This is a genomic window from Pseudonocardia sp. TRM90224 (assembly GCF_021245725.1).
GTDB lineage: Bacteria > Actinomycetota > Actinomycetes > Mycobacteriales > Pseudonocardiaceae > Pseudonocardia.
The window spans coordinates 23,571-46,020 of record NZ_JAJGSX010000022.1 but is presented as its reverse complement, the minus strand read 5'-3'; the positions used below and the strand labels follow the sequence as shown (position 1 = coordinate 46,020).

Sequence of the window (22,450 nt, the reverse complement as noted above, 5' to 3'; positions counted from 1 at the left end):
GAGGCTCAAGGGTCGAGGACGCGCTCGGGGTGCGCCCCGTCGACCATGCCCACGAACGGCGGGTGGATGCTGTAGCCGAGCATCCCGCGGATCTCCTCCGAGACCTCCCGGACGACATCAGCGCTGGTGGAGAGCGTGAACGCCTCCTGGGTGCGCAGCCACGGCTGGCAGTACTGCGCCGTGGCGGCAAGCCGCGGCGCGGCGCTGCGGTTGGCGCCGCCGCCGTGCCAGAGCGTGCCGACGAACAGGATGCAGGAGCCGGCCGGCATCACGGCGGCGTGGCGCGCATCGGTTCCGGTCGGGGTCCGGCCGTCCGGCCAGCGGTGGCTGCCGGGTACGACGACGGTGGCGCCGTTCTCCTCGGTGAACTCGTCGATCGCCCAGACCGTGGCGCGGCACACCTCCGGTTGCCCGCTCATGCCGTCGCCGCCGCTCCGGCGACGAACGCCCACACCTCGTCGGCGACCTGGGTACCCGGCGGCCGCGGCGACCTGGTCAGCGCGATCGCGACCCAGGCCCTGACCCTGGCACGTTCCCGCTCGTGCCATGTGCGGCCGGCGAACTGCTTGGTGATGACCGCATCGTCGAGCCGGTCGTAGAAGGCGGAGAGCACCGCCGTCAGCAGGCCGCTCCTCGTGCCGAAGTAGCGGTACGGCAGCCCGACGCTAACCCCGGCCCGGCCCGCTACGGCAGCCACCTCGACGTCGCCGGTGGCCGCCAGCTCATCGACGGCAAGCCTGTCCGCCCTGACCGCCCCCGGAGGTCCTATATGGTGGCCCGCGGGTGAGGGGGGTGGTGCATGGCTGAGGAGATCTTCGGGCCGTACAGCCTGATCTCCCTCATCGGTCGCGGCGGTATGGGCGAGGTCTGGCGGGCTCGCGACACCCGCAAGGACCGCATCGTCGCGCTGAAGCGGCTCAGCCCCTGGTGGGGCGACGACCCCGACTTCGCCCGCCGGTTCCGCCGGGAAGCGGCGCTCTCCGCGAAGCTGAGCTCCCCCTACATCGTCCCGATCCACGACTACGGCGAGATCGACGGGCACCTGTTCATCGACATGGCGCTGATCTCCGGGACGGACCTCGGCGAGCTGCTCGAACAGCATGGGCCGCTCCCACCGCAGCGTGCGCTCGGCATCATCGGCCAAGTCGCCAAAGCCCTGACCGTCGCGCACCGCTCGGGCACGGTGCACCGCGACATCAAGCCGTCCAACATCCTCGTCAACACCGTCGACGCGGACGACCACGTCTACCTGATCGATTTCGGGATCTCGCACGCCGGCGACGTCTCCCGGATCTCACGATCGGGCAGCGTCGTCGGCACCCCGGCCTACATGGCGCCGGAACGCTTCTCCGGCGACGGCGACCACCGCACCGACATCTACGCGCTCGGGTGCGTGCTGCACGAGACCCTCACCGGCCGGCAGCCGTTCGACTCGACCAACATCTACGCCGTCATGAACGCGCACCAGCAGGCGCCGCCGCCCAGGCCGAGCTTGGTCCTCCCAGGGATCCCGCCCGCGATGGACGACGTCATCGCGCACGCGCTGGCGAAGGACCCGGAGCAGCGCACGCCCTCCGCGGCCGCGCTGGCCGAGGCAGCCCGCCTGGCGCTCGGGACTACGCCGGCACACGGCCCGATCGTCGTGGAGCCCGCGCCCGCGCCCCCGCTGCCCGTAGCCGATCCGGCAGCTCGGGCCACGGTCGACCTGCGCCCGCCCGTCCGGCGGAAGTGGCATCCCGTCCGCTGGATCGCGGCCGCCACCGCCGTCGTCGTGATCATCGCGTTCAGCATCTACCTGGCTCAGCAGCCGAAAGTCGTCAGTTCGACAAAAATACAGTTCAGCGACACCGTGAACGACGTCGCGTTCTCCGGTGACGGCAACCAAGCCTTCGTCGCCACGAATGCCGGGATCGGTGTTGTCGACACCGCGACGTCACAGATCCTGCGTTCGATCCCGTTGCCGCACGCAACGAGCATCGCGCTCTCCCCCGACCGCCCGGAGGCGTACGTGACGACAGCGGGCGCCGTCGCGGTCATCGACACTTCCTCGTTGCAGGAGAAGGCGAGGATCAGCACGCCGCAGGTCGCGGTCGGGATCGCGGTGGCCCCGCACGATCCGAAGGCGTTCGTCCTGATGCAGGACTTCACCCGGCGCTATTCGCTCACCGCGATCGACACCCGGACGAACACCGTCGACCCCGACCCGATCCCGATGTCGGACCGGTCGGGCCTCGACGTGCGCAGCCCGCGGTTCAGCCCCGGCGGCCGGTACGTCTACGTCCGGAATCCGGAAGGACTCACCGTGGTCGATGCCGCCACGGAGGCGCTCGCCTACAAGATCGACTCGTTCGACGTCACCACCGTCGCGATGGACGAAGGGAACAGGGCCTTCCTGGCTCGCGGCAGCACCGTCGAAATCTACGGATCCAACGCCCAGAAGCTGCGCCCCATCAGCCTCACCCCGCTGCCGAACCTGGCGGGGCGACCGGCCGCCGTCGACGACATGCACGCCTCCACGGACGGCAGGAACATCCGCGTCCTGCTCAACGGGCGGACGGTATCGATGGTCGATGCGACCCGGAGCCACGCCGTCGAGGAATTCACCATCGACGGAGAAGAACGGGACCACCTCCGCGTCTCCCCCAACGGGATGTTCACCTACCTCATCGGCGGAGCCTCCGCTTCGACCGTCACCGTGGTGGTCACGTCCGCCTACCGGTGACGGTCGAGCGTCACCGTTTCGTGATCACGAACGGGTGACGGACCCCCTAAGGTCGACCTCTCGACCTCCCGGGGAGACGCGCTGCATGAGTCCGGACTTCCACGAACCGGTCAGCTATCGCGACGCGAGCGGGGGCACGGTAGCCGCGATCCTGATCTCGGCGGCGTCGCTGGTGACGGGAACCCTCGCCGGGCTCGGAGCCATGGAGCTGCCCGGCTGGGTGTCGGTCCTGATCGCCGTGGTCGTGTTCGCGGTGATCGCATTCGCGGTCCTCTGGGCGCTGCGCTCGGCCACGACGCTGGAGCGCGAGCACGTGCGCATCACCGGCGCGGTGGGCTCGCGGACGGTGCCGTGGCGCGAGGTCGGCACGGTGCACGGCGCGCACCAGGTCTTCCTGCTGGTCGACGGCGAGTGGCTGCCGCTGCCGCCCAGCGGCGACCCGGCCGACCAGCACCGAACCGTCGTCGCGTGGTGGACGGCGCACCGCGGCACGCGATGGCGCCCGCCCGCGCAGATCCCGCCGACACCGACGGAACGGGCCGCGGCCAAGCGACGGGAGGATGCCGCACGGCCGTACGTGGCGCTGCGCGGCTGGTGGGTCGCCCCGGCGATCGTCACCGGGTTCCTCGGCGCCCCGATATCGCTGGCGCTGATCTCGGAGATCGGGTTCGTCACGTCGCTGATGGTGGTCGGCATCATCTTCAGCACGCTCGGCGTGATCGCGCTCGTCGCACACCTGGTCGGCGCACGCCGCCGCCGAGCGTCGGTATCGCCGGTGCGCCTCCTCGCCGCGATCGCCCTGCTAGTCGTCGTGGCCCTCGGCACGATCGTGCTGCCGTCAGCCCTCGTGGCCGTATAGGGCGCGAGTCCCACGCCCCAGCGGGCGAGTCCCACGTTCCGGCGGGCGAGTCCCACGTTCCAGAGCGGTGAGTCGACACTTTCAGCACGGTGAGTCGACACTTTCAGCACGGTGAGTCGATACTTTTGGCACCGTCAGCGCTACCTCGCAGAGCCAAGCCTGCGCAGTCATGCGCTCGCCGCCTGAACCAGCGATCATGGCCGGGTGACGGGCCGCTGGCAGTTGCCGAACACCTACCGCAGCAAGGCGGGTGTCGTCCGATGGGAGTGCATCGGCGACCCGGCCGCCGATCCCGTCGTGCTCCTGCACGGGACGCCGTTCTCGTCGTACGTCTGGCGCGGCATCGCCCGGACGCTCGCCCGACACCACCGCGTCCACGTCTGGGACATGCCCGGGTACGGGTCGTCGGAGAAGGCCGAGGGGCAGGACGTCTCGCTGGCGATGCAGAGCAGCGTCTTCGTCGAGCTGCTGGACGAGTGGGGCCTGGCCGAGCCGACCGTGCTCGCCCACGACTCCGGCGGCGCCGTCGCGCTCGGTGCGCACCTGCTGCACGGCGCGGCGTACCGGAAGCTCGCGCTGGTCGACGCCGTCGCCCTGCCGCCGTGGGGAAGCCCGTTCTCGCAGTTGGTCGGCGAGCACGCCGACGTCTTCGCGCGCCTGCCGGCGCCGGTGCACCACGCGGTGCTGCGGGAGTACGTGAACTCCGCCAGCAGCCCCGGCCTGCATCCGGCCACCCTCGACGCGCTCATGGAGCCGTGGCTCGGCGGCGACGGCCAGGCGGCGTTCTACCGCCAGCTCGCCGCACGGCTCGACGACCAGCGCTACACCGACTCGATGCAGGCCCGCTACGCGACGATCGACGTACCCGTTCTCGTCTGCTGGGGCGAGGACGACGGGTGGGTCCCCGTGGACCGGGGGCGCGACCTCGCAGCCCGAATCCCGGGAGCCGACCTCAGGGTGTTCGCCGACGCCGGCCACCTCCTGCACGAGGACCGGCCGAGCGAGCTCACCGGCGCGCTCGTCGACTTCCTGTCGTCCTGAAGGTTCCACGTCAGGTGACGGCGTGCCAGATCGCCAGGCCCAGGTAGGTGCAGGCGAAGTAGGCGAAGAGCAGGTCGAGCGCGATGTAGGCGATGGTGAAGAACCGCCCCTTCGGCCACGCGGACTTGCCCATCCACGGGTCGATCGCCAGCCGGACGAGCCAGTACAGGCCGATGAAGATCGCCAGCGCAAGAGCCGCCTTGTCGCCGTTCAGCAGCTCGTCGTGCAGGACCAGCGTCAGCACGGCGAAGGCCAGGTACGTGAACACGACGTACCCGCCGTAGATCCACAGCAACTTGCGGTTCATCGGCGACAGGACGGCCAGCTCGGTGCGCCACTTCAGCTGGCGGGGGACGTTGACGCTGACGGTCAGCAGCGTGAAGTGCCCGACTGCGGCCAGCCACAGGGCGATGTCGAAGATCGTTCTCATGATCAGCTCCAGAAGAGAGGTGTGACGAGCGCGCTCCGGAAGGGCGCGTGGAACAGCAGGGGCAGCGGCGCGAGCACCCAGAACCAGGTCCAGAGCCGTGCGGCGAGATCGGGCCAGTGGACGACCCGCAGCCGCGGCTCGACCGCGGCCAGCGCGGCGTGCAAGGTGAAATAGGCCAGCGGCCCGCCGTACCCGGCTTGCACCGGGAAGCTGATCGCGAGCTCGTGGAAGACGCCGGAGAGCACGAATGCCGCAGCCAGCGCGCCGCGGCGGCCGACACGGCGCCGCAGCAGCGGCACGAACAGCACCTGGTTGAGCTCGACGTAGGCGAGGTTCCAGCGGCGCGACCAGAACTCGCCCAGCGAGCGGCTCAACAGCGGGTCGCGGAACAGCCGCCGCACCGGGTAGCCCGCCCGTCGCAGCGCGGCGGTGACCACATCGGTGAACCCCATGTGGAACGCCGTCAGGATGACGGCGACGCCGAGCCAGCCGACGACGTCGGGGTTGAGCCCCGGCGCCGCCCATTGCAGCGCGAACCCACCGAGCACCCCGATGAGCAGCCCGGTCGTCCCGCGTCCCAGCCACGGCCAACCGCGCTGCGGAACCGCCGGTTCGACGAACGGCCGGGGGTCCATCCCCGGCCACAGCAGGAAGAGCCAGGTCCGGCGGCCCATCGCGGGGCGCCGACTGCACAGGACCGCAACTTTGCAGCCCAGGAACAGCACCACCAGCACCCAGATCAGACGTTCTACGCTAGCGTTCACTTCTCTAGTAAATACTAGCGAGGTAGTGACATGTCAGATCGTGACCGAAGACATAGGGTGGGCCGATGTCCGCGGACCTGACCATCGACGAGCTGGCACGGCAGGCCGACACCAAGACCTCGACCGTGCGCATGTACCAGACGAAGGGCCTGCTCGACCCGCCCGAGGTGCGCGGCCGGGTCGGCTACTACTCCGCCGCCCACGTCGGCCGCCTGCGCGCGATCGGGTCGCTCCAGCAGCGGGGCTACTCCCTCGCCGCGATCAAGGAGCTCTTCGACGGCTACCGGCGCGGCGCGCGCCTCGACCAACTGCTCGGCATCAAACAAGGCCGCCCGCCGGCCCGGCTCGACCCGGCGGAGTTCATGGCGCTGTTCCCCGACGGCACGATCGACCTGGAGGTAGTCACCCGCGCGGTCGACCTCGGCCTGATCGAGGTGAGCCCGTCCGGCACCGAGATCCGCGCACCGAGCCCGACGTTCGTCGAGGTCGGGCGCGCGCTGGCGGGCTACGGGGTCCCGCCCGCCGTCGCGCTCGACGAGTTCGAGGCGCTCACGGCCGACACGCGCCGGATCGCCGACCGCTACGTCGCGCTGTTCGAGCGGTACGTCGTCGGCGACGATCCGACCCTCGACCGGATCGCGCAGCTGGCACCGGCGATCGAACGGTTCCGCGGGCTGGCCGTCGAGGCCGTCGGGGAGGCCCTCGAACGCGCGATGGACGAGGCCGCCGCCGAAGCAGCGACCCGGCTCCGATCAGCGCACGACGATCAGGACGCGGCAGGGCGGTAGCGCAACCAGATCACACCCGACCGGAACGGCGTCGACGCCACCAGCTGCAGCCGCACGGGCCCGACGCCGTCGAAGATCCGCGGGCCCGTCGCCCACAGGTGCGGGTTCACCCAGAACCAGAACTCGTCGACGAGGCCGCGCACGGTCAGCGCGTGCGCGAGCTCGCCGCACCCGCTGACGATCAGGTTGCCGTCGTGCTCCTCCTTGAGCCGCGGGACGGCGTCCTCGAGCTCACCCTCGATCAGGGTCGCGTTCCAGTCGAGCGGCCCGGTGAGCGTCCGCGACGCGACGTACTTGGGCATGCCGTTGACCCGCTCGGCGAACCGGCCGAGCGCCGGATCCGCGCCGAGGTGCGGCCAGACGGCGGCCAGCCCTTCGTAGACCTTCCGCCCGAGCACCAGCGCGTCGGCCAGCATGAGCTGTTCGAGCGACGCGTCGTTGCTGTCGTTGTCGACCTCCAGCCACGTGTCCGGGGCGGGCGACTCGAAGGCGCCGTTGACGGTGACGGCGTTGTGCACGATGAGCTTCGCCACGGCTCAGCCCGCCTTCCGGTTCAGGACGCGGTAGCGCTGGTGCGTCACGCGGGAGGTGGGGATCGTCTCGATGATCTCGAGGCCGATGTGCGCGCCCACCTGGTCGTAGAGCCGCAGCCCCTCGCCGAACAGTTCCGGGACGACGTGGACCACCAGCTCGTCGACATACCCGGCGCGCAGCAGCTGCTGGCCGACGTCGGCGCCGCTCACCGCGATGTCCTTCTCCCCCGCGGCGGCCTTTGCCCGCTCCACCAGCTCGTCGACGCCGCTCGTGACGAACGTGTAGACGCTGCCGGCCTCCGGTCCCGGTACTCCGCGGTTCGTGAGGACGAACACCGGGAGCCGCAGCTCGCCGGCCGGCCCGTCCGGTCCCCATTGCGAGATGTCGTAGGTCCGGCGGCCGGTCATCATCGAGCCGATCCGCTTCATGGTCTGGTCCAGGAGCGCGCTGCTCTCCGGGGCGGGGTCGACGAACAGCCATTCGTGAAGGCGCTCCCCACCGGCGCCGAGGCCCGACTCGGCGCTGACCCCCGGGCCCGCGACGAACCCGTCGACCGACATGCTCATGTCCAAGTAGACGATCTTGCTCATCGACATCCTCCCTGGTTGTGGCAAGTGCCGAACACGCTAGGGACGTCGAGGGGCCACGGAATCTGTCAACTGTCTGTTGCTCTACCGGTCGCCACCGGCCGCGGATCAGAAGTCGAGGTCCGCGAGCTCGTTGCGCTTGCTGACCCCGAGCTTCGGATAGGCCTTGTACAGGTGGTGGCTGACGGTGCGCGGGCTCAGGAACAGCTGGACGGCGATCTCGCGGTTGGTCAGCCCGAGCGCCGCCCGCCGCACCACCTGCAACTCCTGCGGCGTGAGCACGCCGATGCCGGTGACATCGACGTCCCGGTCGGGCGCGGAGCCGCCGAGCGCACCGAGTTCGGTGCGCACCCGCCGCTGCCACCCCATCGCGCCGATCTGCCCGAACGTCGCCTGCGCCGCTTCCAGCACGGTCCGCGCGACGGTTCGCCTGCGGTGGCGCCGCAGCCACTCGCCGTAGACGAGCTGCGTGCGTGCCCGGTCGTACGGGCTGCAGCCGTCGATGCCGAGCGCTGCCTCGAAGGCCTTCTCCGCCTCGTCCTCCGCGCCGAGAAGCGCGTCGCACCGCAGCACGAGCGCGGCACCGGTCGGGCTGCCGGTGTGCCGTGCCCATTCGGCGAGCCGGGACAGCTGCTGCCGCCCGCGGGCCGGGTCGCCGGCGCGGACGGCGGCTTCGACCAGGTCTGCGACGGCACGGATGGACAGGTCCCAACCCACCGGGCCACTGCAGACCGCGCCGAGTTGCTCGAGTGCGCCCTCGGGATCACCGTCCATGAGGTCGACGAGCGCGAGCGCCCACGTCGCCTGGCCGGCCGCCATCGCGTGGCGCCGGGTGTCGGCCAGGACGGAAGCGGCCAGCACCGTGGCCCGGGCGGCGTCGCCCCGGACGGCCGCGAGCCACGCCGAGATCGCAGTGAGCACCACGACCTCCATGCCTTGGCCGAGATCGGCGGCCGCTGCCCTCGCCTCTTCCGCGTGCGCTTCGGCGTCGCGGAACCGGCCGGTGAGCAGCTGCGCGAGCGCGAGCGGTTCCAGCGCGTACGACAGCCAGCCGAGCGCGCCCTGTGCTCGCAGTACCGCAACGTGCTCGTCCAGCACCGTGAGGGCGAGCGAGTCCTCGCCGATCAGCAGCCCGGCGAACCCGGCGGTCAACCGGTCGAGGGTCTCGTCGGCGTCGCCGGCGCCCGCCCGCAGGAGCGCTCGCAGCGGCGCGACGGCGTGCTCGACGTCGCCACGCAGCAGGACGGTGAAGCCCGTGACCGCATCGATCACGGTCGACGGTCCGCCACGCACCGCGCCGAGCAGCTCCGCACAACGGCGGAGCAGGTGCTCGTCTGCGGCGTCACGGGCACACCACGTGGCCTCGGTCAGCACGGACACCGCCCGTCGCGGGTCGAGGGCGAGCACCGGCTCGGCGGCGTCGAGCGCACGCGCGGCCGCCTCCGCGGGCGAGTGCCGCTCGTACGCCACCTGCGCCTGGATCCAGCCGGCTTCGGCGACGTCGCCCGGTTCGCTCGTCAGCGCGATCCCGGACGTCGCCAGCTCGACCGCGTGGTCGAGCCTGCCCGCGTCGTACGCCGCTCGCGCGGCAGCGACGAGCCGCCGGCCGTTGGCGGAGTGGTCCGCACCCAGCTGAGCTGCCCGTTCGAGCGCGTGCGCCGCCGCGGACGGCGCACCGCGGGTCGTCGCGCGCTGCGCCGCCCGCTCCAGCTCGACGGCCGCGCTCTCGTCGGTCCCGCCGGCGGCCGCGGCGAGGTGCCACGCCCGCCGGTCGGCGTCGCGCGGCTCGCCGAGCACCTCGGCCAGGGCCCGGTGCGCCTCCAGCCTCTTGGCGAACGACGCCTCTTGGTAGGCCGCCGCGCGGATCAGCGGGTGCCGGAATGCCACGGCGTCGGGGCCGACCCGGACGAGCCCGGCCTGCTCGGCCGGTTCGAGGTCCGTCGCCACGACGTCCATGCGACGGCCTGCGGCCAGCAACGACCGCGGCTCCGAACCGTGATCGGCCGCCGCGAGGAGCAACGCGATGCGGGTGCGCTCGGGAAGCTGCCGGATCTGCTGCCGGTAGTGCTCGTCGAGGCGGCCCGCGGCGGACAGCGGCGCGACGGCGGGCGGGAGCGGGCGGCGACCGGACGTGGTCGACGCGAACTCGACGATCGCGAGCGGGTTGCCGCCCGACTCCGCCAGCACCCGATCGGCGACGTCGTCGGGCAGCGGCCGGACCGCAGTCAGCAGGCGGGCGGAATCGCCCCGGTCGAGGCGGGAGAGCGTAACGGGCTCGATGCCGGGAGCGCTGAACGGCCGGTCGCCGTCACGCACGGCCAGCACCGTCGCGATCGGATCGGAGCGGAGCCGCCGCAACGCGAAGAGCAGGGCGTCGATGGACGACCGGTCGAACCACTGCACGTCGTCGAGCAGGCACAGCAGCGGTTGGTCGCCGGCCAGCTCCGCGAGCAACGTCAGCGTCGCCGCGCCCACCATGATCCGGTCGCCGGGCTCGGTGCTCCACCCGAACGCCGAACCGAGCGCCTTCGCCTGCGGCGCCGGCAGCGCGTCGACGCGGTCGGCGTCGCCCGCGAACATCAGCTGTAGCGCCGCGAACGGGATCTCGGCCTCGGACTCGATCCCGGCCGCCCGGATCACCCGCATGCCGCCCGCGATGCCCGCCGCGTAGTCCAGCAGCGCCGTCTTGCCGATCCCGGCCTCGCCGTGCAGCACCAGCGCCCGGCTCCGACCGTCCTTCGCGTCGGCGACGAGGCGGTTCAGCCGGGACCGCTCGGCCTGCCGCCCCACGATCACCGGCGCAGGCTAATGCCAGGTCAGCCGCCGCGGAACCGGCCGGATGGCCAAGTTCCCCACCGTTTTGCCAACCTGCACACCCTTCAGGGTCTGCAAGTAGGCAAAACGGTGGGGAAGTTGCGGCTCAGGCGGCGGCGAGCAGCTTGCGGCGGCGGTCGACGTTGCGGACCGCCCAGATCGTCACCAAGGCCGCGACGAGCGTCAGCGGCCAGCCCATCGCCACCCGTGCGATCCCGAGCCACGTGGTCTCGTCGATCCCGTAGAGCCAGCTCTGCACCGCGTACCGGACGAAGCACAGCAGCACCCAGAACATCGTCGCCACGTCGTAGTAGGTGCGCGACGCGCGGTCCTTGCGCCACGACATGCCCTGCAGGTTCGTGCCCGACCAGATCACGCCGATCAGCGGCCAGCGCACGACGACCGACAGCAGCAGGACGCACCCGATCGCCAAGGTGACCCAGATTCCCCACAGGTAGTAGCCCTTGGCGGCGCCGACGACCAGCGCGACGGCGCACGCGAACACGGCGCCGCCGAGGCCGGCGATCGCCGCCGTCAGCTTCTCCTTGCGCAGCAGCTGCACGGCCCCGACGAGCACCGCCGATCCGATCGAGAACCAGATGGCCGGCCACAAGCCACCGATGGCGTTGCCCACCACGAAGGCGAGGATCGGGATCGTGGTGAGGATCGTGCCGGTGACCCCGCCGACGTGGTTCCACGCCCAGCTCAGCTGGTCCTGGAAGGTCTCCGGAAGCTTCTCGCTCCCCGCGTCGCTCATGATCGTGCGCCTTCCGCTCCCGGCGTGTGCCGGCCGGCGAAGATGCGGTCGAGATATCCCCCCAGCATGCGACGGGCCGTATCGCCGTCGTAGACGTCGGGGCTGTGCAGCATGCAGCTCGACAGCCCGTCGAGGAACGCAGTCAGTGCTGCCGACTCGAGCCGGCCGTCGAGCCCGGCCGGCACCTCGCCGAGGTGCTGTGCGGCGGAGAACACGCGCTCGAACCCCACCAGCTGGCGATCCAGCGCAGCCCGGTGCAACGCAGCGAGATCGTCGTCGACGGCCGTCACAGGCACGAACGCCGCCCAGACGACGGCCTCGCGACGCCGCTCGTCGTCCAGCGGCAGCAGCACCTCTGCCAGCTCCTGGAACCCGACGCGGAGCGGCCGGACGTCCCTGATCCGCTCGACCCGCGCCTCGATGCGCTGCGAGACGTGCTCGACGGCCGAGCGCAGCAGCTGCGACTTCGACCTGAAGTGGTGCTGCACCAGACCGACCGACACACCGGCCCGCTCGGCGACCGTCACGAGCTTCGTCTCGGCGAGCCCGCGCTCGGCGATCACCGCCACGACGGCCTCGACCACCTGTTCCCTGCGGACGTCCGCATCCATCATCTGCGCCACGATCCACACAATATTGCCGTATTATTTACAGGTCAAGTCGACCTATGACGGTTCTCAGGCGATCCGGCGGGCCGATCGGGGCGCCGGACCGGCCGGGCGCCCGACCCTGGTGACGTGCATCAGCCGGCGCGGGTCGGCGATCCCGAGGCGGGCCGCGAGCCGCGCTCGGGTGGCGGCGCAGTCGACGATCTGGCTGACCGGGTGGCACGCGAATCCGGCGCCGGAGAGCGTGAGCCAGATCCGCATCAGTGCCCGGCCCAGCGTCACGGTCCCGTCCGGCCCACTCCCGTCCGGCGCGACCAGCACGAGCACGGTTCCGTCACGGTCGAGCAGACCGCGCCCGGCCGCCGCAAGCAGGCGGGGCAGGCCGACCCGCCGCAGTGCCGGAAGTGCTCGCAGCGCCACCCGCAGGCCGAGTGCCTCGCCCGCGCTCAACGCGAGCGCACGGTCAGTGAGGCCGTCGAGCAGGTAGCGCGGGTGGCGCGGGGTCAGCCGCAGCCAGGCGCCGAGCTCGGCGGCGACGGCAGCATCGCCGAACATGTGCCGGTCGGCCTCGGCGAGCGACTCGACCAGATCGCGACTGGGCAGCGCCTCGACACCGCCGCCGGCCTCGGCGGCAAGCGCGCCGAGCCGCACCGACACGCCGGCGGGCAGCGTGCCGGGCAGGTACGCGCCGCGGTTCGTCGTCCGGGCGCGGACCGCCGCGGTGTCGAAGGTCGTCCGGTACGGCCGCGGCGCATCAACCAGCCATCCGACGCGCCGCGCCGGCCCGTCATGGTCGGCGACGAAGTCCAGCGCGATCCCGGCGTCGGCGGCCACGATGAGGCACGTCTCGACGAAGGCACCCATCGCGAGCAGCAGGTCGCGACCGGTGGGGTCGCCGGCCGGGAGCGTGCAGGCCGGATCCCACGCCACTTCGACGCGGTCCCCGGCGTAGCGCAGCACCCACGGCTGGGTGTTGTGCGCGCTCGGCGCGCGCCAGAAGTCCGGTTCCAGGCCGCGCATGGCGTCGAGGTCGGAGATCACGCCACGGCCTTCGCGTAGAAGGTGTAGCCGTGCAGCGGGCGCCCACCCATCGCCCGGTATTGCGCGGCCGACGCATTGTTGGTGCGCTCCACCCACGTGCTGCGCAGCGTCCGGTAGCCGCCGGCGCGCAGGTTGCGCAGCAGCTCGCGGTTCAGCAGCTGGGCGTAGCCCTTGCGCTGCTCGTCCGGCACCACGCCCTTGATGATCAGCACTGCGTCCCGGCGGTAGCGGCCGCGGGTGGCCAGCAGCCGCAGCTGGTTGGCGGGGTGCAGGTTGCCGCCGGTGGCCGAGAGGAACTCCGAGATGTCGGGGACGCACAGCACGAACGCGATGGGCCGGCCGGCCTTGGTCAGGTACAGCAGCAGCCCTTCGTCCAGCAGGAACGCGAGGCCGTCCGTCGCCGCGCGCAGTTGCTCGGCCGAGATCTCGGTGTAGTAGCCGAGCTGGGCGAAGCTGGCGTTCAGCATCTCGCGCAGCAGCGGCAGCTGCCGGTCGAGCCCGCGACGGCGGCCGCGGTGCACGACCAGCTCCTCGGCGGCGATCCGCCGGTCGTCGAACGCGAAGACCTCGCCGGCCTCGCGGTCGTCCGCCTGCAGGTCGGGGCAGATCCACGTGTCGGAGCGGAACCGCTGCTCGAACCCGTGCCGCTCGTACGCGGCCGGGTAGTACGGGTGGTTCCACGCGCTGTCGACGAACCCGCGATCCGCGAACCCGGAGGTGACGACCCCGCCGGACTGGTTGGGCAGCAACGACACCGGCCCGAACACCTCGTCCCGGCCCGACCGGCGGGCAGCCGCGTCGATCCCGTCGAACAGCGCGGCCGCGACCGCCGGGTCGTCCACGAACTCCGTCAGCCCGAACAGCTGCATGCGGCGCCCGAGCTTGGCGTCGAACGTGTCGTCGGCGTGCAGCGTCGTGCGGGCGACGACGTTCCCGCTGCCGTCGCGCAGGACGTGCAGCCCGACGGCGGGGTCGGCGTGCCACCCCCGCACCGCCGCCCGCGTCGGCGGGACGAAACGCGGGTCGCGCCCGTAGATCCGGTCGGTCACTCCGATGAACTCGCGCAGCGCCCTGCCGTCGGTGACGGGTTCGAGCTTCACCGGCGCACCACCGGCGGGCCGCTGGTCTCGCGCGAGAGCGGGCTGAACGTCTCGATGTGCCGCATGACGTTCTCCTCGGCGCGCCAGACGCCGTTGGCGTAGCCGCCTTCGTCCGCCGAGTAGAGCCTGATCCAGCCGCCGTCGGCGTTGCGGGTGCCGTCGCACACCCACTGCATGAGCGCACGGTGGTGCCGGCTGCGCGCGAATGTCAGCATCGCGTCGCGGTCGGTGAAGAACGCGATCGTCCCCAGGGTGAAGGGAAACTCCCAGTAGACCTTGTGCCAGCAGTAGCCGCGCACCCGCTTCAGGTCGCGGACCAGGCGGAACCACGTCCTGGTCAGCGTCATGATCGAGCGGATGCCGCGGTAGCGGGTGGCGCCGATGAACATCGCGGTGGCCTGCGCCTGCGCGGGCGCTGCGCTGAAGTCGGTGGTCCTCACGACTGCCTCACCAGGTAGGTGTTCTTGATCTTCTGGTCGGCCGCGGCGAACGGCCCCTCCCCCGGCCGCACCACGCGCACCCGCAGGTCGGCGGCGGTCGGGTCCTCCGAGAGCGATTGGGCGAAGTCCCTGGACACCGTGGCGAGATGCCGGAGCACACCGTCGCGGCAGCGTTGCGCCAGCTCGGCACGACCGTCGTCGTCCAGCTCGGCGTCGGGCCGCAGCTCGATGTTGACCACCGGTCGCGGCTCGAGGTCGGCCTGCTCCTCGATCGTGAGGCAGAACCGTGCGATTGCCGCGGCGGCCGGGTTGTCGTTGTAGAGCCCGTACTCGACGTCCTGGGGGTAGATGTTGGCCCCCATGTAGGAGATCGTGCTGTCCTTGCGGCCGAACAGGAACAGCAGCGGCAGGCTCATCCGCTCGTCCTTCACTTCCGCGAGACGCTCCCAGCGGTCGGGGTCGCGGCGGACCAGCCGCCGCACGTCACGCAGCGAGAACAGCCGCGCCTCGTCGCCGACGTTGTAGCGCAGCTTCGGCTGCAGCACGTGGCTGCTGTTGACGGTGCACAGCAGCTCACCGCGCTCATTGGTCTCCAGGTACGTCTCGAGCGGGTTGTACTGGAAGATCATCGGCAGCCGCTGCTCGTCGGGCCCGAGCAGCTCGTGGCGCAGCTCGGCGTCGCTCATCAGCTCCTTGCGCAGCCACACCGTGAAGCCGGTCTCCGCGCCGATGCCGATCGACAGGTCGCTCGCGCCGTAGCCGGAACGCACGATCTCGAAGCGTTCCTGCAGGTAGTCGCGCAGGGCCTCGGTCATGGGCTCGCCGCCGACCATGCCGCGGATGCGGTACTCGGCCCACGGGAAGCCGACCGCGTCCAGCCGGTCGCGCAGGTGCTTGAGGAACGGCGGGTAGGCCGAGACGACGTAGTCGAAGCCCGGCCCGAAGTGGGTGAGCGTGTCGACGATCTTCTCGACGTCCGGCCCGGTGTTCTTGACCATCGCGATGCGCGCCATCGCTGTGCCCGTCGTGGTTCCGGTTGCCCACGCGCCCATCGAGAACGCGTTGATCGCGAACGGCCGCCGGGCAGGGAAGACCAGCTCGGTGTAGCAGGACGTGTTGCGGTAGACGGTGCGCAGCTCGCGCTTGCCGCGCACCCAGTTGAAGGGGCGGCCGGACGAGCCGGCCGACTCGTCCACGACGGTGCCGACCATGTCGAGCTCACCGTGCTGGCAGCGGCTCACCTCGTCGTAGACCGTGACGTAGTTGTCCTTCGTCGTCTCCGGGAAGTCGGAGAGGCGCCGGTGGCCGGTGGCGCCGGTGCGACGCACGAGGTCGCGGTACGCGGGCACGTCGACCGCGGCGTACGCGCAGCTCAGCCGGGCGTGCCGGCGCGCGAGCGCGTCGAATGCGGGGCGGTAGGTGCGCACGAGGCCCTTCCACACCGCCGGGTGTAGGTTCGTCAGCCCGTAGACGCCCGTGAGCGCGCCGCCGTAGATGCCGAGCCGGGCGCGCCGCCACCGCTCGCGCAGACCCATGTCGTCGAGTGCCGGCGACCGACGCTGGGCGGATGACATGAGGAACATGCACACATCCTGCTGACGCCCGACCGGGTGGGGATGCGTGCTTCTACCGAACCCACGCAACGGTTGGTGCACTGCCATGATCGGGCGATGGATCTGAGCCGGCGGCCGCTGCGGATCGTCCTGCTCCGGCACGGGCAGTCCGAGGCGAACATCGACCAGTCGATATTCGAACGGGTGCCCGATCACGCCATCCCGCTCACTGACGCGGGCCGCAGCCAGGCCGCGGCTACCGGCGCGGCGCTGCGCAGCCGGTTCGACGGGCTGCCGGTGCGGGTGTACGTCTCGCCGTACCGCCGAGCCCTGCAGACGCTCGACGCGCTCGGCATCGACGACCTCGTCGAGACGGCCCGGCAGGAGCCGCGGTTGCGCGAGCAGGACTGGGCGAACTTCCAGGACAGCGTCGACATCGCCCGGCAGCGCGAGCTGCGCGACTCGTACGGCCACTTCTTCTACCGTTTCACCGACGGTGAGTCCGGCGCGGACGTCTACGACCGGGTCTCGACGTTCCTGGAGACCCTGCACCGCGACTGGGACCATCCGGGCTCGCCGCGAAACGTCCTGATCGTCTCGCACGGCCTGACCATGCGGCTGTTCTGCATGCGCTGGTTCCACTGGTCGGTCGACTTCTTCGAATCGCTCTCCAACCCGGAGAACGCCGAGAGCTACACGCTCGTCCGCCAGCCCGACTTCCGCTACAAACTGGACCGCCCGTTCCCGCAGTGGTCGGACTACCGACCGACAACGCGGGAACGGGCGGCTTGGACGTAGGTGCTCAGCCCGGGTTGCAGAGGGCGTTGCACCTGCAGGACGGTCGGCCGCCGCCGCAGTACCGGCACTCCATCCAGTACGCGGGGCCGCACGCCGCTTCGTGACGGCATTCCGTCGAGCAGCCCTGCTGGTTCCACGCGGCCGCGGTGGTCTTGTGGACGAGGACGTCGAGCATCCGGTCGCTCAGCTTGGCGAGGAGGTTCATGCGGATCCTTTCGAATTGAGCTTCGGTAAGGGAACGTATCCAAAGCTGTGCGCCAAATACCTGGGAGCACAGGAGGTTCAGCCGACGTGCATCCGGTGTTCACGCTGACAGGACTCCTCTTCGAATCCGGGACCGCGCGTCCTCGACCACACCGTGCGAGTCGGGGCCCGACAGTGCGCGAGTCGGGGTGGGCGGGTGAGTCGACACTTCCGGCACGGTGAGTCGACACCTTCGGCACGGTGAGTCGACACTTCCGGCACGGTGAGTCGACACTTCCGGCACGGTGAGTCGACACCTCCGGCACGGCGAGTCCCACGTCTCGGCGGGCGAGTCGCGCGTTTTGGAGCGGCGAGTCTCGCATTCGGGAGCGGTGAGTCTCGCGATCCGGAGCGGTGAGTCTCGCGGTTGGGTGGGTGGGGGTGGGTTCTCGACGTGGTTCGTTGGGTGGGTTCGTGGCGGATGGTCTCGCGGTGGTGGTTCTGTTGGTCTTGGTGGTCGCGCGTTTTCAAGGGCGCCCTCGCCGGGCGGGCAGATCTCCGGGATGGGTTGGGTCGTGCCATCCCGTCGACCTCCTTGGGAATACCACACGGCCGCCCGTGGGCGGAGCTTGCTTTGTTGCCTTGCGGATTCGTTGAGGGCCGCCCACGGGCGGCCGTGTGGTAGGGATTTTCCAGGTCGACGGGATGGCACTCTCGGCCCCACCTGTGGGTGGCGGGCACGCCGTCGGCGCAGGCCGGGCTTGGGTGTCGACAACGACGTTTTGGCTGTTGTTAGCGTTCACAAACAGCCAGAACGTCGTTGTCGACGGTTTCCCCTGCGGTGCGGTGGGTGGCGGGCACGCTGTTGGCGCGACGGCACACACGTGGTGGTGTCGGCACACATGTTGTGACGTGTGTGCGGAGTCCATCCGGTGTGTGCGGTGCGAAAACCGTCTCTAGACGGCACCACCGGAAAAGAGGGAAGAAATCGAAATTGGAGTCTTCACCGCGTCTAAAATGGAGGCATGTCCGAGAACCTGCAGACCGCCCTCGACGGGGTGACACAACTGCAGGCAGACACCCTGGTCGGGACGTTCGAAGAACGCTGTAGTGCGACCCGCGAGTTAGAGATTCTCGGGCGGCGAGTGGACTTCGCGAGGGTTTGCGCGATCAGTGCTTTCGTTCGTGAGGGTGGCTTTCATGCCCGTGGCTACAAGTCGCCGATCCACGCGATCCGGGACCTGTGGAACCTCGACCACAACGACGCCAAACGGTACGTCACCGCAGCCGAGCACATCTGCCCGCAGATCACGCTGGACGGTCAGGTGCTGCCACCCCGGCTGCCCGCCACGGCGACGGCGTTCGCGGCCGGGGCGATGAGCCTGCGGCACGTGGAGAAGATCGCCGAAGTCCTCGGGTCGAAAGAGGCTGGGCGGTTGACCCCGGCGGTGTGCGCCGACGTCGAGGTCCAGCTCGCAGACCACGCGCCCGTGTTCGAACCGCAGAGCTTGTACGTGTTGGGGATGCGGATCGTCCGGTCGTTCGACCAGGACGGACCCGAACCCGACGACTGACCCGAGTCCGAGGTGAACGAGCTGACGATCACTCGTCATCCGGACCGACCGGGCGGGACGATCAAGGGTCGGTTCGACAACGCGGTCCTGTTCGCCACCATCGCGACGTTGATCGATGCGAAGTCGAAGCCGGCCACCAGTGATGATCAGCGCAGCATGGGACAGCGCCAAGCCGCAGCACTCGCTGATATCTGCGGGTATGTGCTCGACCACGGCGACGTCCCCCACGCCGGCGGGCACCGCCCGCACCTCAACGTGCACATCCCACTCGAAGAGCTGGAGAACCGGGTCCGGACCGCGATCCTCGACTTCGGCGGCACTATCACCACCAAGGATCTGCGGCTGCTCGCCTGCCACGCCGCAGTCATCCCCATCGTCATAACGGCGACAGCCAACCACTCGACATCGGCCGCGCAAACCGCGTCATCCCCGACGGAATGCGCCGAGCCGTCGCCGCCCGTGACCGCGGATGCGCCCGTTGTGGTCGCCCGGCGAGCTGGTGCGACATCCACCATATTGTTGAATGGCAGAATGGCGGATCAACCAAGATCAACAACCTGGTGATGTTGTGCCGAATGCATCACCGGGAGATCCATGCCACGGAATGGTCCGTGCGAATAGTCGATGGCCTACCGGAGTTCATCCCACCCAAATGGATCGACCCCGACCAGAATCCACGCCATGCCGTTCACGTCGACCGGTCCGCGCCGACCGCGACCCCGACGATCATGCAGGGCTCGGTGCCGTGATTGCGCCACGCGTGCCGGGTGCCGTTCTGGACGACGACGTCGCCGGCGCGCAGTACGGTCCGTTCGCCGTCGTCGAGCTCCAGGGTCACTTCGCCGGAGACGACCACGACGTAGTCGAGGGAGTCCGTGGTGCGCATCCCCGGCGTGTCGGGCTCCATGTGGGCCATCGCGCCCGGCATGCGCAGGTCCAACTCCGCGAGCGCCGCGGGCACGTCGACGTCCGCGGGTGGGCTCGGTTCGCCCGGCGGGATCAGGTTGACCATGAAGCGGGAACCGTTCCGCGGCGGGAAGTAACTGTCGGCCGGGAGCGGCGAGCCGTCGTCCGGGAACGTCGGAGGCTCGTCATTGCCCCAGAGTCGGTAGGCGGCGTAGCCGGGCATCAGGTCGGACGTGATCGGCTCGACCGCGCCGTCGTCCACCACGCGACCCTTGCCGTCGACATCGTGGCCGGTGACCACCCTGCGGATTCCATACGGTGGCGTATCCATACGGCACCGTATCTTTCGTGGTCGGGAGCGGTCAATACGGTGGCGTATGTTCTCTCCCGTGGTGAAGGACACGACCCGGTTGTCCGCCCAGGACTGGGCGCGGGCCGCGCTGCAGGCGATCGCCGACGGCGGGCTCCCCGCGGTTGCGGTCGAACCGCTGGCCCGGACGCTCGGCGTCACCAAGGGCAGCTTCTACGCGCACTACCGCAACCGCGACGAGCTGGTCGCCGCAGCGCTCACGGAATGGGCGCGCAGCCACGGCGACGCAGGGCTCGCCGGGCTCGCCGCGATCGCCGATCCGGCCGAGCGGCTGCGCGAGCTGCTCGACACCGTCGTGCACGCGGTCCGGCCGCTGGCGCCGTCGGTGCAGCTCAGCCTGCTCGGCGACCGCAACAACCCGCAGGTCAAGGACGCCGTCCAGCAGGTGAACCAGGCGCGGCTGCGGCTCATGACCAGCACGTACATCGAGCTCGGCCTGCCGCCCGACCGCGCGGAATCACGGGCCCGCGTCGCGTACGCGGCCATCCTCGGGCTGCTGCAGCTGGCCCAGACCGATCCGCACGCTCCAGACCCCGACACGCTCGCCGAGGAAGCGGCCGCGGTGTTCCTGCCGGCCGATCTCAGGTGAGGCGGCTCTGCTGCAGGACGATCCCGTTCCCGTCGACGTCGTCGAGCTGGGCGAGCGCAGCCCACGGCTGATCGTCGACCTCGCCGACCGCAACACCGACGGCGATCAGCTCCTTGCGGGTGGCGGCGACGTCGGCCACCTCGATCACGAGACCCTTCATCGAGCCGGGCGGCATCGAGGGGAACCACGTGACCAGCGTGACGGTGGCGCCGCCGCCCGGCGGTGCGAGCTGGACCCAGCGCCGGTCCGGGCCGAAGACGTCGTCGGCCACCGGCCGGAAGCCGAGCTTCCCGACGTAGAACTCCCTCGCGCGGTCCTGGTCGCGGACGGGCACCGCGACGATGGCGATCTGCATGGCACCGACGCTAGACAGCACCGATCCGAGCAACCTTCTCCGAAATTGCTGGGCCGCGGCAGGATGGAGCCGTGGGGGTGCCGCTGCGGGCTCGGTCGGTCGGCCCCGGTGGGCGCCGATCGTCCTACCGGGAGTGGCAGCCCGCGCCCGAGATCGCGGCGGCCGCTTGCGGCACGTGGGAGGGCACGCCCGGGTGGTCCCGGATGCTGCGGGTCGTGCCGGACGGCTGCATCGACATCACGTGGGACGGGGCCAGGGTCAGAGCCGTCTCGGCCGGTTCGGCGCCGCTGTGGCTGCCCGTCGCCGCGTCCGGGACGACGGTCGGGATCCGGCTGCGCAGCGGCGTGGCGGGCAGGCTGCTGGGCGTCGACGTCGACTCGTGGATGCATCGAAGGGTCGTCGACCTTCGAGAGATCCTGCGCTGGACGTTGCCCGGCGAGTTCCGGCTCCGCGACGAGCTGCGCACTGCCCGGGCGCCCGCGGCACAGCGGCTGGTCCTGGAGCAACTGATCGCCGGGCGGTTGCGCCGCGGGTTCTGCCCGGAGCCGGTGGTGCTGCGGGCCGTCGCGGCGTTGGCGGCGCCGGACGCGCGGGTCGACGACGTTGCAGAGCAGGTCGGGACGAGCGATCGGACCATGCGCCGCCAGGTGCGGGCGGCCACCGGGTTCGGGCCGAAGGAGCTGCACCGGGTGTTCCGGTTCCAACGGTTCCTGCAGGTCCTGCCGGACATCGCGGCAGGCCGGACGACGATCGCCGCGGCCGCGTTCACGTCCGGGTACACCGACCAGTCGCACCTGGGGCGGGAGTGCCGGCGGCTGTCGGGCTCGTCGCTGGCCAGGTTGACAGCGACCTGGCGACGTCACAGCGACGTGGCCGAAATCGACCAGATCCGGTAGCCCGCCGGCGCGCAGGATCGTCGGCATGGACATCGTGGTGCTGCCCGTGCGGGCCGACGATCTCGACGTCAACGGGCACGTCCGCGGCCCGGCGTACCTGGCGTACGCCGACCACGCGCGGTGGGCCGGGCTGGTCGCGGCCGGTGTCGACGTGAACGGTCTCCTCGAACGCGGCTTCGGTCCGGTCAACCTCGAGACCACCGTGCGGTTCGCGGCGGAGGTGCGGGCCTCCGACATCGTCAGCGTCAGCACGGCCATGCTGTGGGGCGAAGGCAAGACGTCGCGGGTCGTGCAGCAGCTCCACCGCAGCGACGGCGTGCTCGCCGCCGAGGTCAGCAGCGTCTCCGGGCTGATGGACCTCTCGACGCGGCGGCTGGTCCCCCGGCCCGGTGAGCACTGGCGCGCCCACGCCGCGGCACCGGAGCTGCTGGGGCTGTAGCCCTCGGATCGATCAGGAATCAAGAAGCACCGCTCACACCGCACTACCTAGCGTGACCAGCACCAACTTCTCAGGAGGTGCCTCATGAGCAGGAGCATGTGGATCCGCCAGATCCACCGCTGGGTCGCGATGACGTTCGTGATCTCCAGCATCGTCACCGCCATCGTGCTGTTCCAGCCCGAGCCGGCCGAATGGGTGGCGTACGTGCCGCTGTTCCCGCTCGCGTTCCTGCTGGTCTCGGGCCTGTATCTGTTCGTGCTGCCGTACACGACCCGGGCGCGCGCGGCGCAGCGCTGAGCCGG

General features: G+C 70.7%; 26 protein-coding genes and 1 pseudogene. 11 read left to right on the top strand and 16 right to left on the bottom strand.

Going from position 1 to position 22,450, the window contains the following annotated elements:
* Positions 1-5: 5 nt before the first annotated feature.
* Together LL648_RS26685 and LL648_RS26680 are read right to left on the bottom strand one after the other, a co-directional pair.
* Positions 6-419: a phytanoyl-CoA dioxygenase family protein gene (locus LL648_RS26685; protein WP_232665484.1), complete on the bottom strand. Its 414-nt coding sequence runs from the start codon at positions 417-419 to the stop codon at positions 6-8.
* Entirely contained in the window at positions 416-697 is a 282-nt protein-coding gene (locus LL648_RS26680) for a TetR/AcrR family transcriptional regulator (protein WP_232665483.1), read from the bottom strand. Before LL648_RS26680 ends, LL648_RS26685 begins: the two co-directional genes overlap by 4 nt.
* Before the next feature lie 102 nt (positions 698-799).
* On the opposite strand from LL648_RS26680, the gene LL648_RS26675 reads away from it, so the two are divergent.
* From LL648_RS26675 to LL648_RS26665, 3 genes are all read left to right on the top strand, one after another.
* Positions 800-2,722, top strand: a complete 1,923-nt coding sequence (locus LL648_RS26675; RefSeq protein ID WP_232665482.1) for a serine/threonine-protein kinase — start codon at positions 800-802, stop codon at positions 2,720-2,722.
* An 85-nt stretch (positions 2,723-2,807) separates the two neighbouring features.
* On the top strand, positions 2,808-3,581 hold the full coding sequence (locus tag LL648_RS26670; RefSeq protein ID WP_232665481.1) for a hypothetical protein: 774 nt from the start codon (positions 2,808-2,810) through the stop codon (positions 3,579-3,581).
* Positions 3,582-3,785: 204 nt separating this feature from the next.
* Positions 3,786-4,622, top strand: coding sequence for an alpha/beta fold hydrolase (locus tag LL648_RS26665; RefSeq protein WP_232665480.1), 837 nt, complete (start codon positions 3,786-3,788; stop codon positions 4,620-4,622).
* Between the two features lie 10 nt (positions 4,623-4,632).
* On the opposite strand, the gene LL648_RS26660 is transcribed toward LL648_RS26665, so the two are convergent.
* Positions 4,633-5,052, bottom strand: a complete 420-nt coding sequence (locus LL648_RS26660) for a hypothetical protein (protein ID WP_232665479.1) — start codon at positions 5,050-5,052, stop codon at positions 4,633-4,635.
* A gap of 2 nt (positions 5,053-5,054) precedes the next feature.
* Positions 5,055-5,816 (bottom strand): MBOAT family protein, encoded by a 762-nt coding sequence (locus LL648_RS45390; RefSeq protein ID WP_232665478.1) that lies wholly within the window; start codon positions 5,814-5,816, stop codon positions 5,055-5,057.
* A 65-nt stretch (positions 5,817-5,881) separates the two neighbouring features.
* On the opposite strand from LL648_RS45390, the gene LL648_RS26650 reads away from it, so the two are divergent.
* Positions 5,882-6,604 (top strand): MerR family transcriptional regulator, encoded by a 723-nt coding sequence (locus LL648_RS26650; RefSeq protein ID WP_232665477.1) that lies wholly within the window; start codon positions 5,882-5,884, stop codon positions 6,602-6,604.
* On the opposite strand, the gene LL648_RS26645 is transcribed toward LL648_RS26650, so the two are convergent.
* From LL648_RS26645 to LL648_RS26605, 9 genes are all read right to left on the bottom strand, one after another.
* On the bottom strand, positions 6,583-7,137 hold the full coding sequence (locus LL648_RS26645; RefSeq protein ID WP_232665476.1) for a dihydrofolate reductase family protein: 555 nt from the start codon (positions 7,135-7,137) through the stop codon (positions 6,583-6,585). The two genes, LL648_RS26650 and LL648_RS26645, sit on opposite strands and share 22 nt — an antisense overlap.
* Before the next feature lie 3 nt (positions 7,138-7,140).
* Positions 7,141-7,728: a dihydrofolate reductase family protein gene (locus tag LL648_RS26640; RefSeq protein WP_232665475.1), complete on the bottom strand. Its 588-nt coding sequence runs from the start codon at positions 7,726-7,728 to the stop codon at positions 7,141-7,143.
* A 105-nt stretch (positions 7,729-7,833) separates the two neighbouring features.
* Positions 7,834-10,521, bottom strand: a complete 2,688-nt coding sequence (locus LL648_RS45385) for an ATP-binding protein (RefSeq protein ID WP_232665474.1) — start codon at positions 10,519-10,521, stop codon at positions 7,834-7,836.
* Positions 10,522-10,645: 124 nt separating this feature from the next.
* Positions 10,646-11,296: a DUF3159 domain-containing protein gene (locus LL648_RS26630; RefSeq protein WP_232665473.1), complete on the bottom strand. Its 651-nt coding sequence runs from the start codon at positions 11,294-11,296 to the stop codon at positions 10,646-10,648.
* A complete protein-coding gene (locus LL648_RS26625; protein ID WP_232665574.1) occupies positions 11,293-11,910 on the bottom strand; it encodes a TetR/AcrR family transcriptional regulator in 618 nt (205 codons plus the stop codon). The genes LL648_RS26630 and LL648_RS26625 overlap by 4 nt, the downstream gene beginning before the upstream one ends.
* 63 nt (positions 11,911-11,973) lie before the next feature.
* Positions 11,974-12,945: a hypothetical protein gene (locus LL648_RS26620; protein WP_232665472.1), complete on the bottom strand. Its 972-nt coding sequence runs from the start codon at positions 12,943-12,945 to the stop codon at positions 11,974-11,976.
* Positions 12,942-14,045: a GNAT family N-acetyltransferase gene (locus LL648_RS45380; RefSeq protein WP_232665471.1), complete on the bottom strand. Its 1,104-nt coding sequence runs from the start codon at positions 14,043-14,045 to the stop codon at positions 12,942-12,944. The genes LL648_RS26620 and LL648_RS45380 overlap by 4 nt, the downstream gene beginning before the upstream one ends.
* Positions 14,042-14,485: a hypothetical protein gene (locus LL648_RS26610; RefSeq protein WP_232665470.1), complete on the bottom strand. Its 444-nt coding sequence runs from the start codon at positions 14,483-14,485 to the stop codon at positions 14,042-14,044. Before LL648_RS26610 ends, LL648_RS45380 begins: the two co-directional genes overlap by 4 nt.
* The gene (locus LL648_RS26605) at positions 14,482-16,068 is read right to left on the bottom strand and encodes a phenylacetate--CoA ligase family protein (RefSeq protein ID WP_232665469.1); all 1,587 of its coding nucleotides are present in this window, start codon (positions 16,066-16,068) and stop codon (positions 14,482-14,484) included. The genes LL648_RS26610 and LL648_RS26605 overlap by 4 nt, the downstream gene beginning before the upstream one ends.
* 87 nt (positions 16,069-16,155) lie before the next feature.
* Here LL648_RS26605 and LL648_RS26600 point away from each other — a divergent pair, with 87 nt between their 5' ends.
* Positions 16,156-16,836 carry a histidine phosphatase family protein gene (locus tag LL648_RS26600; RefSeq protein WP_232665468.1) on the top strand — a complete coding sequence of 227 codons (681 nt, stop codon included), beginning with the start codon at positions 16,156-16,158 and terminating at the stop codon, positions 16,834-16,836.
* Positions 16,837-16,840: 4 nt separating this feature from the next.
* Here the strand turns inward: LL648_RS26600 and LL648_RS26595 are convergent, their stop codons facing one another.
* The gene (locus LL648_RS26595; RefSeq protein WP_232665467.1) at positions 16,841-17,041 is read right to left on the bottom strand and encodes a hypothetical protein; all 201 of its coding nucleotides are present in this window, start codon (positions 17,039-17,041) and stop codon (positions 16,841-16,843) included.
* A gap of 1,003 nt (positions 17,042-18,044) precedes the next feature.
* On the opposite strand from LL648_RS26595, the pseudogene LL648_RS26590 reads away from it, so the two are divergent.
* Positions 18,045-19,157 (top strand): annotated as a pseudogene (locus LL648_RS26590) (DUF222 domain-containing protein).
* The gene (locus LL648_RS45825; RefSeq protein WP_374112113.1) at positions 19,100-19,342 is read left to right on the top strand and encodes an HNH endonuclease signature motif containing protein; all 243 of its coding nucleotides are present in this window, start codon (positions 19,100-19,102) and stop codon (positions 19,340-19,342) included. The pseudogene LL648_RS26590 and the gene LL648_RS45825 overlap by 58 nt, the downstream one beginning before the upstream one ends.
* Here the strand turns inward: LL648_RS45825 and LL648_RS26585 are convergent.
* On the bottom strand, positions 19,282-19,830 hold the full coding sequence (locus tag LL648_RS26585) for a cupin domain-containing protein (protein WP_232665466.1): 549 nt from the start codon (positions 19,828-19,830) through the stop codon (positions 19,282-19,284). The genes LL648_RS45825 and LL648_RS26585 overlap by 61 nt on opposite strands.
* Before the next feature lie 58 nt (positions 19,831-19,888).
* Between LL648_RS26585 and LL648_RS26580 the strand changes: the two genes are divergently transcribed.
* Positions 19,889-20,458, top strand: coding sequence for a TetR/AcrR family transcriptional regulator (locus tag LL648_RS26580; protein WP_232665465.1), 570 nt, complete (start codon positions 19,889-19,891; stop codon positions 20,456-20,458).
* On the opposite strand, the gene LL648_RS26575 is transcribed toward LL648_RS26580, so the two are convergent.
* Entirely contained in the window at positions 20,451-20,813 is a 363-nt protein-coding gene (locus LL648_RS26575; RefSeq protein ID WP_232665464.1) for a VOC family protein, read from the bottom strand. The genes LL648_RS26580 and LL648_RS26575 overlap by 8 nt on opposite strands.
* Before the next feature lie 71 nt (positions 20,814-20,884).
* Here LL648_RS26575 and LL648_RS26570 point away from each other — a divergent pair, with 71 nt between their 5' ends.
* The 3 genes from LL648_RS26570 (at position 20,885) to LL648_RS26560 (ending at position 22,445) form a co-directional block, all read left to right on the top strand.
* Positions 20,885-21,709, top strand: coding sequence for a helix-turn-helix domain-containing protein (locus LL648_RS26570; RefSeq protein ID WP_232665463.1), 825 nt, complete (start codon positions 20,885-20,887; stop codon positions 21,707-21,709).
* A gap of 25 nt (positions 21,710-21,734) precedes the next feature.
* The gene (locus LL648_RS26565; protein WP_232665462.1) at positions 21,735-22,148 is read left to right on the top strand and encodes an acyl-CoA thioesterase; all 414 of its coding nucleotides are present in this window, start codon (positions 21,735-21,737) and stop codon (positions 22,146-22,148) included.
* A gap of 84 nt (positions 22,149-22,232) precedes the next feature.
* Entirely contained in the window at positions 22,233-22,445 is a 213-nt protein-coding gene (locus tag LL648_RS26560; protein WP_232665461.1) for a hypothetical protein, read from the top strand.
* Positions 22,446-22,450 lie beyond the last annotated feature (5 nt).

Bases quoted from the DNA above. Each gene is read 5' to 3' on its own strand.
- LL648_RS26685 (WP_232665484.1), bottom strand. From the start codon at position 419: ATGAGCGGGCAACCGGAGGTGTGCCGCGCCACGGTCTGGGCGATCGAC.
- LL648_RS26675 (WP_232665482.1), top strand. From the start codon at position 800: ATGGCTGAGGAGATCTTCGGGCCGTACAGCCTGATCTCCCTCATCGGT.
- LL648_RS26670 (WP_232665481.1), top strand. From the start codon at position 2,808: ATGAGTCCGGACTTCCACGAACCGGTCAGCTATCGCGACGCGAGCGGG.
- LL648_RS26660 (WP_232665479.1), bottom strand. From the start codon at position 5,052: ATGAGAACGATCTTCGACATCGCCCTGTGGCTGGCCGCAGTCGGGCAC.
- LL648_RS26650 (WP_232665477.1), top strand. From the start codon at position 5,882: ATGTCCGCGGACCTGACCATCGACGAGCTGGCACGGCAGGCCGACACC.
- LL648_RS26640 (WP_232665475.1), bottom strand. From the start codon at position 7,728: ATGAGCAAGATCGTCTACTTGGACATGAGCATGTCGGTCGACGGGTTC.
- LL648_RS26630 (WP_232665473.1), bottom strand. From the start codon at position 11,296: ATGAGCGACGCGGGGAGCGAGAAGCTTCCGGAGACCTTCCAGGACCAG.
- LL648_RS26625 (WP_232665574.1), bottom strand. From the start codon at position 11,910: ATGATGGATGCGGACGTCCGCAGGGAACAGGTGGTCGAGGCCGTCGTG.
- LL648_RS26605 (WP_232665469.1), bottom strand. From the start codon at position 16,068: ATGTTCCTCATGTCATCCGCCCAGCGTCGGTCGCCGGCACTCGACGAC.
- LL648_RS26600 (WP_232665468.1), top strand. From the start codon at position 16,156: ATGGATCTGAGCCGGCGGCCGCTGCGGATCGTCCTGCTCCGGCACGGG.
- LL648_RS26595 (WP_232665467.1), bottom strand. From the start codon at position 17,041: ATGAACCTCCTCGCCAAGCTGAGCGACCGGATGCTCGACGTCCTCGTC.
- LL648_RS26585 (WP_232665466.1), bottom strand. From the start codon at position 19,830: ATGGATACGCCACCGTATGGAATCCGCAGGGTGGTCACCGGCCACGAT.
- LL648_RS26575 (WP_232665464.1), bottom strand. From the start codon at position 20,813: ATGCAGATCGCCATCGTCGCGGTGCCCGTCCGCGACCAGGACCGCGCG.
- LL648_RS26565 (WP_232665462.1), top strand. From the start codon at position 21,735: ATGGACATCGTGGTGCTGCCCGTGCGGGCCGACGATCTCGACGTCAAC.
- LL648_RS26560 (WP_232665461.1), top strand. From the start codon at position 22,233: ATGAGCAGGAGCATGTGGATCCGCCAGATCCACCGCTGGGTCGCGATG.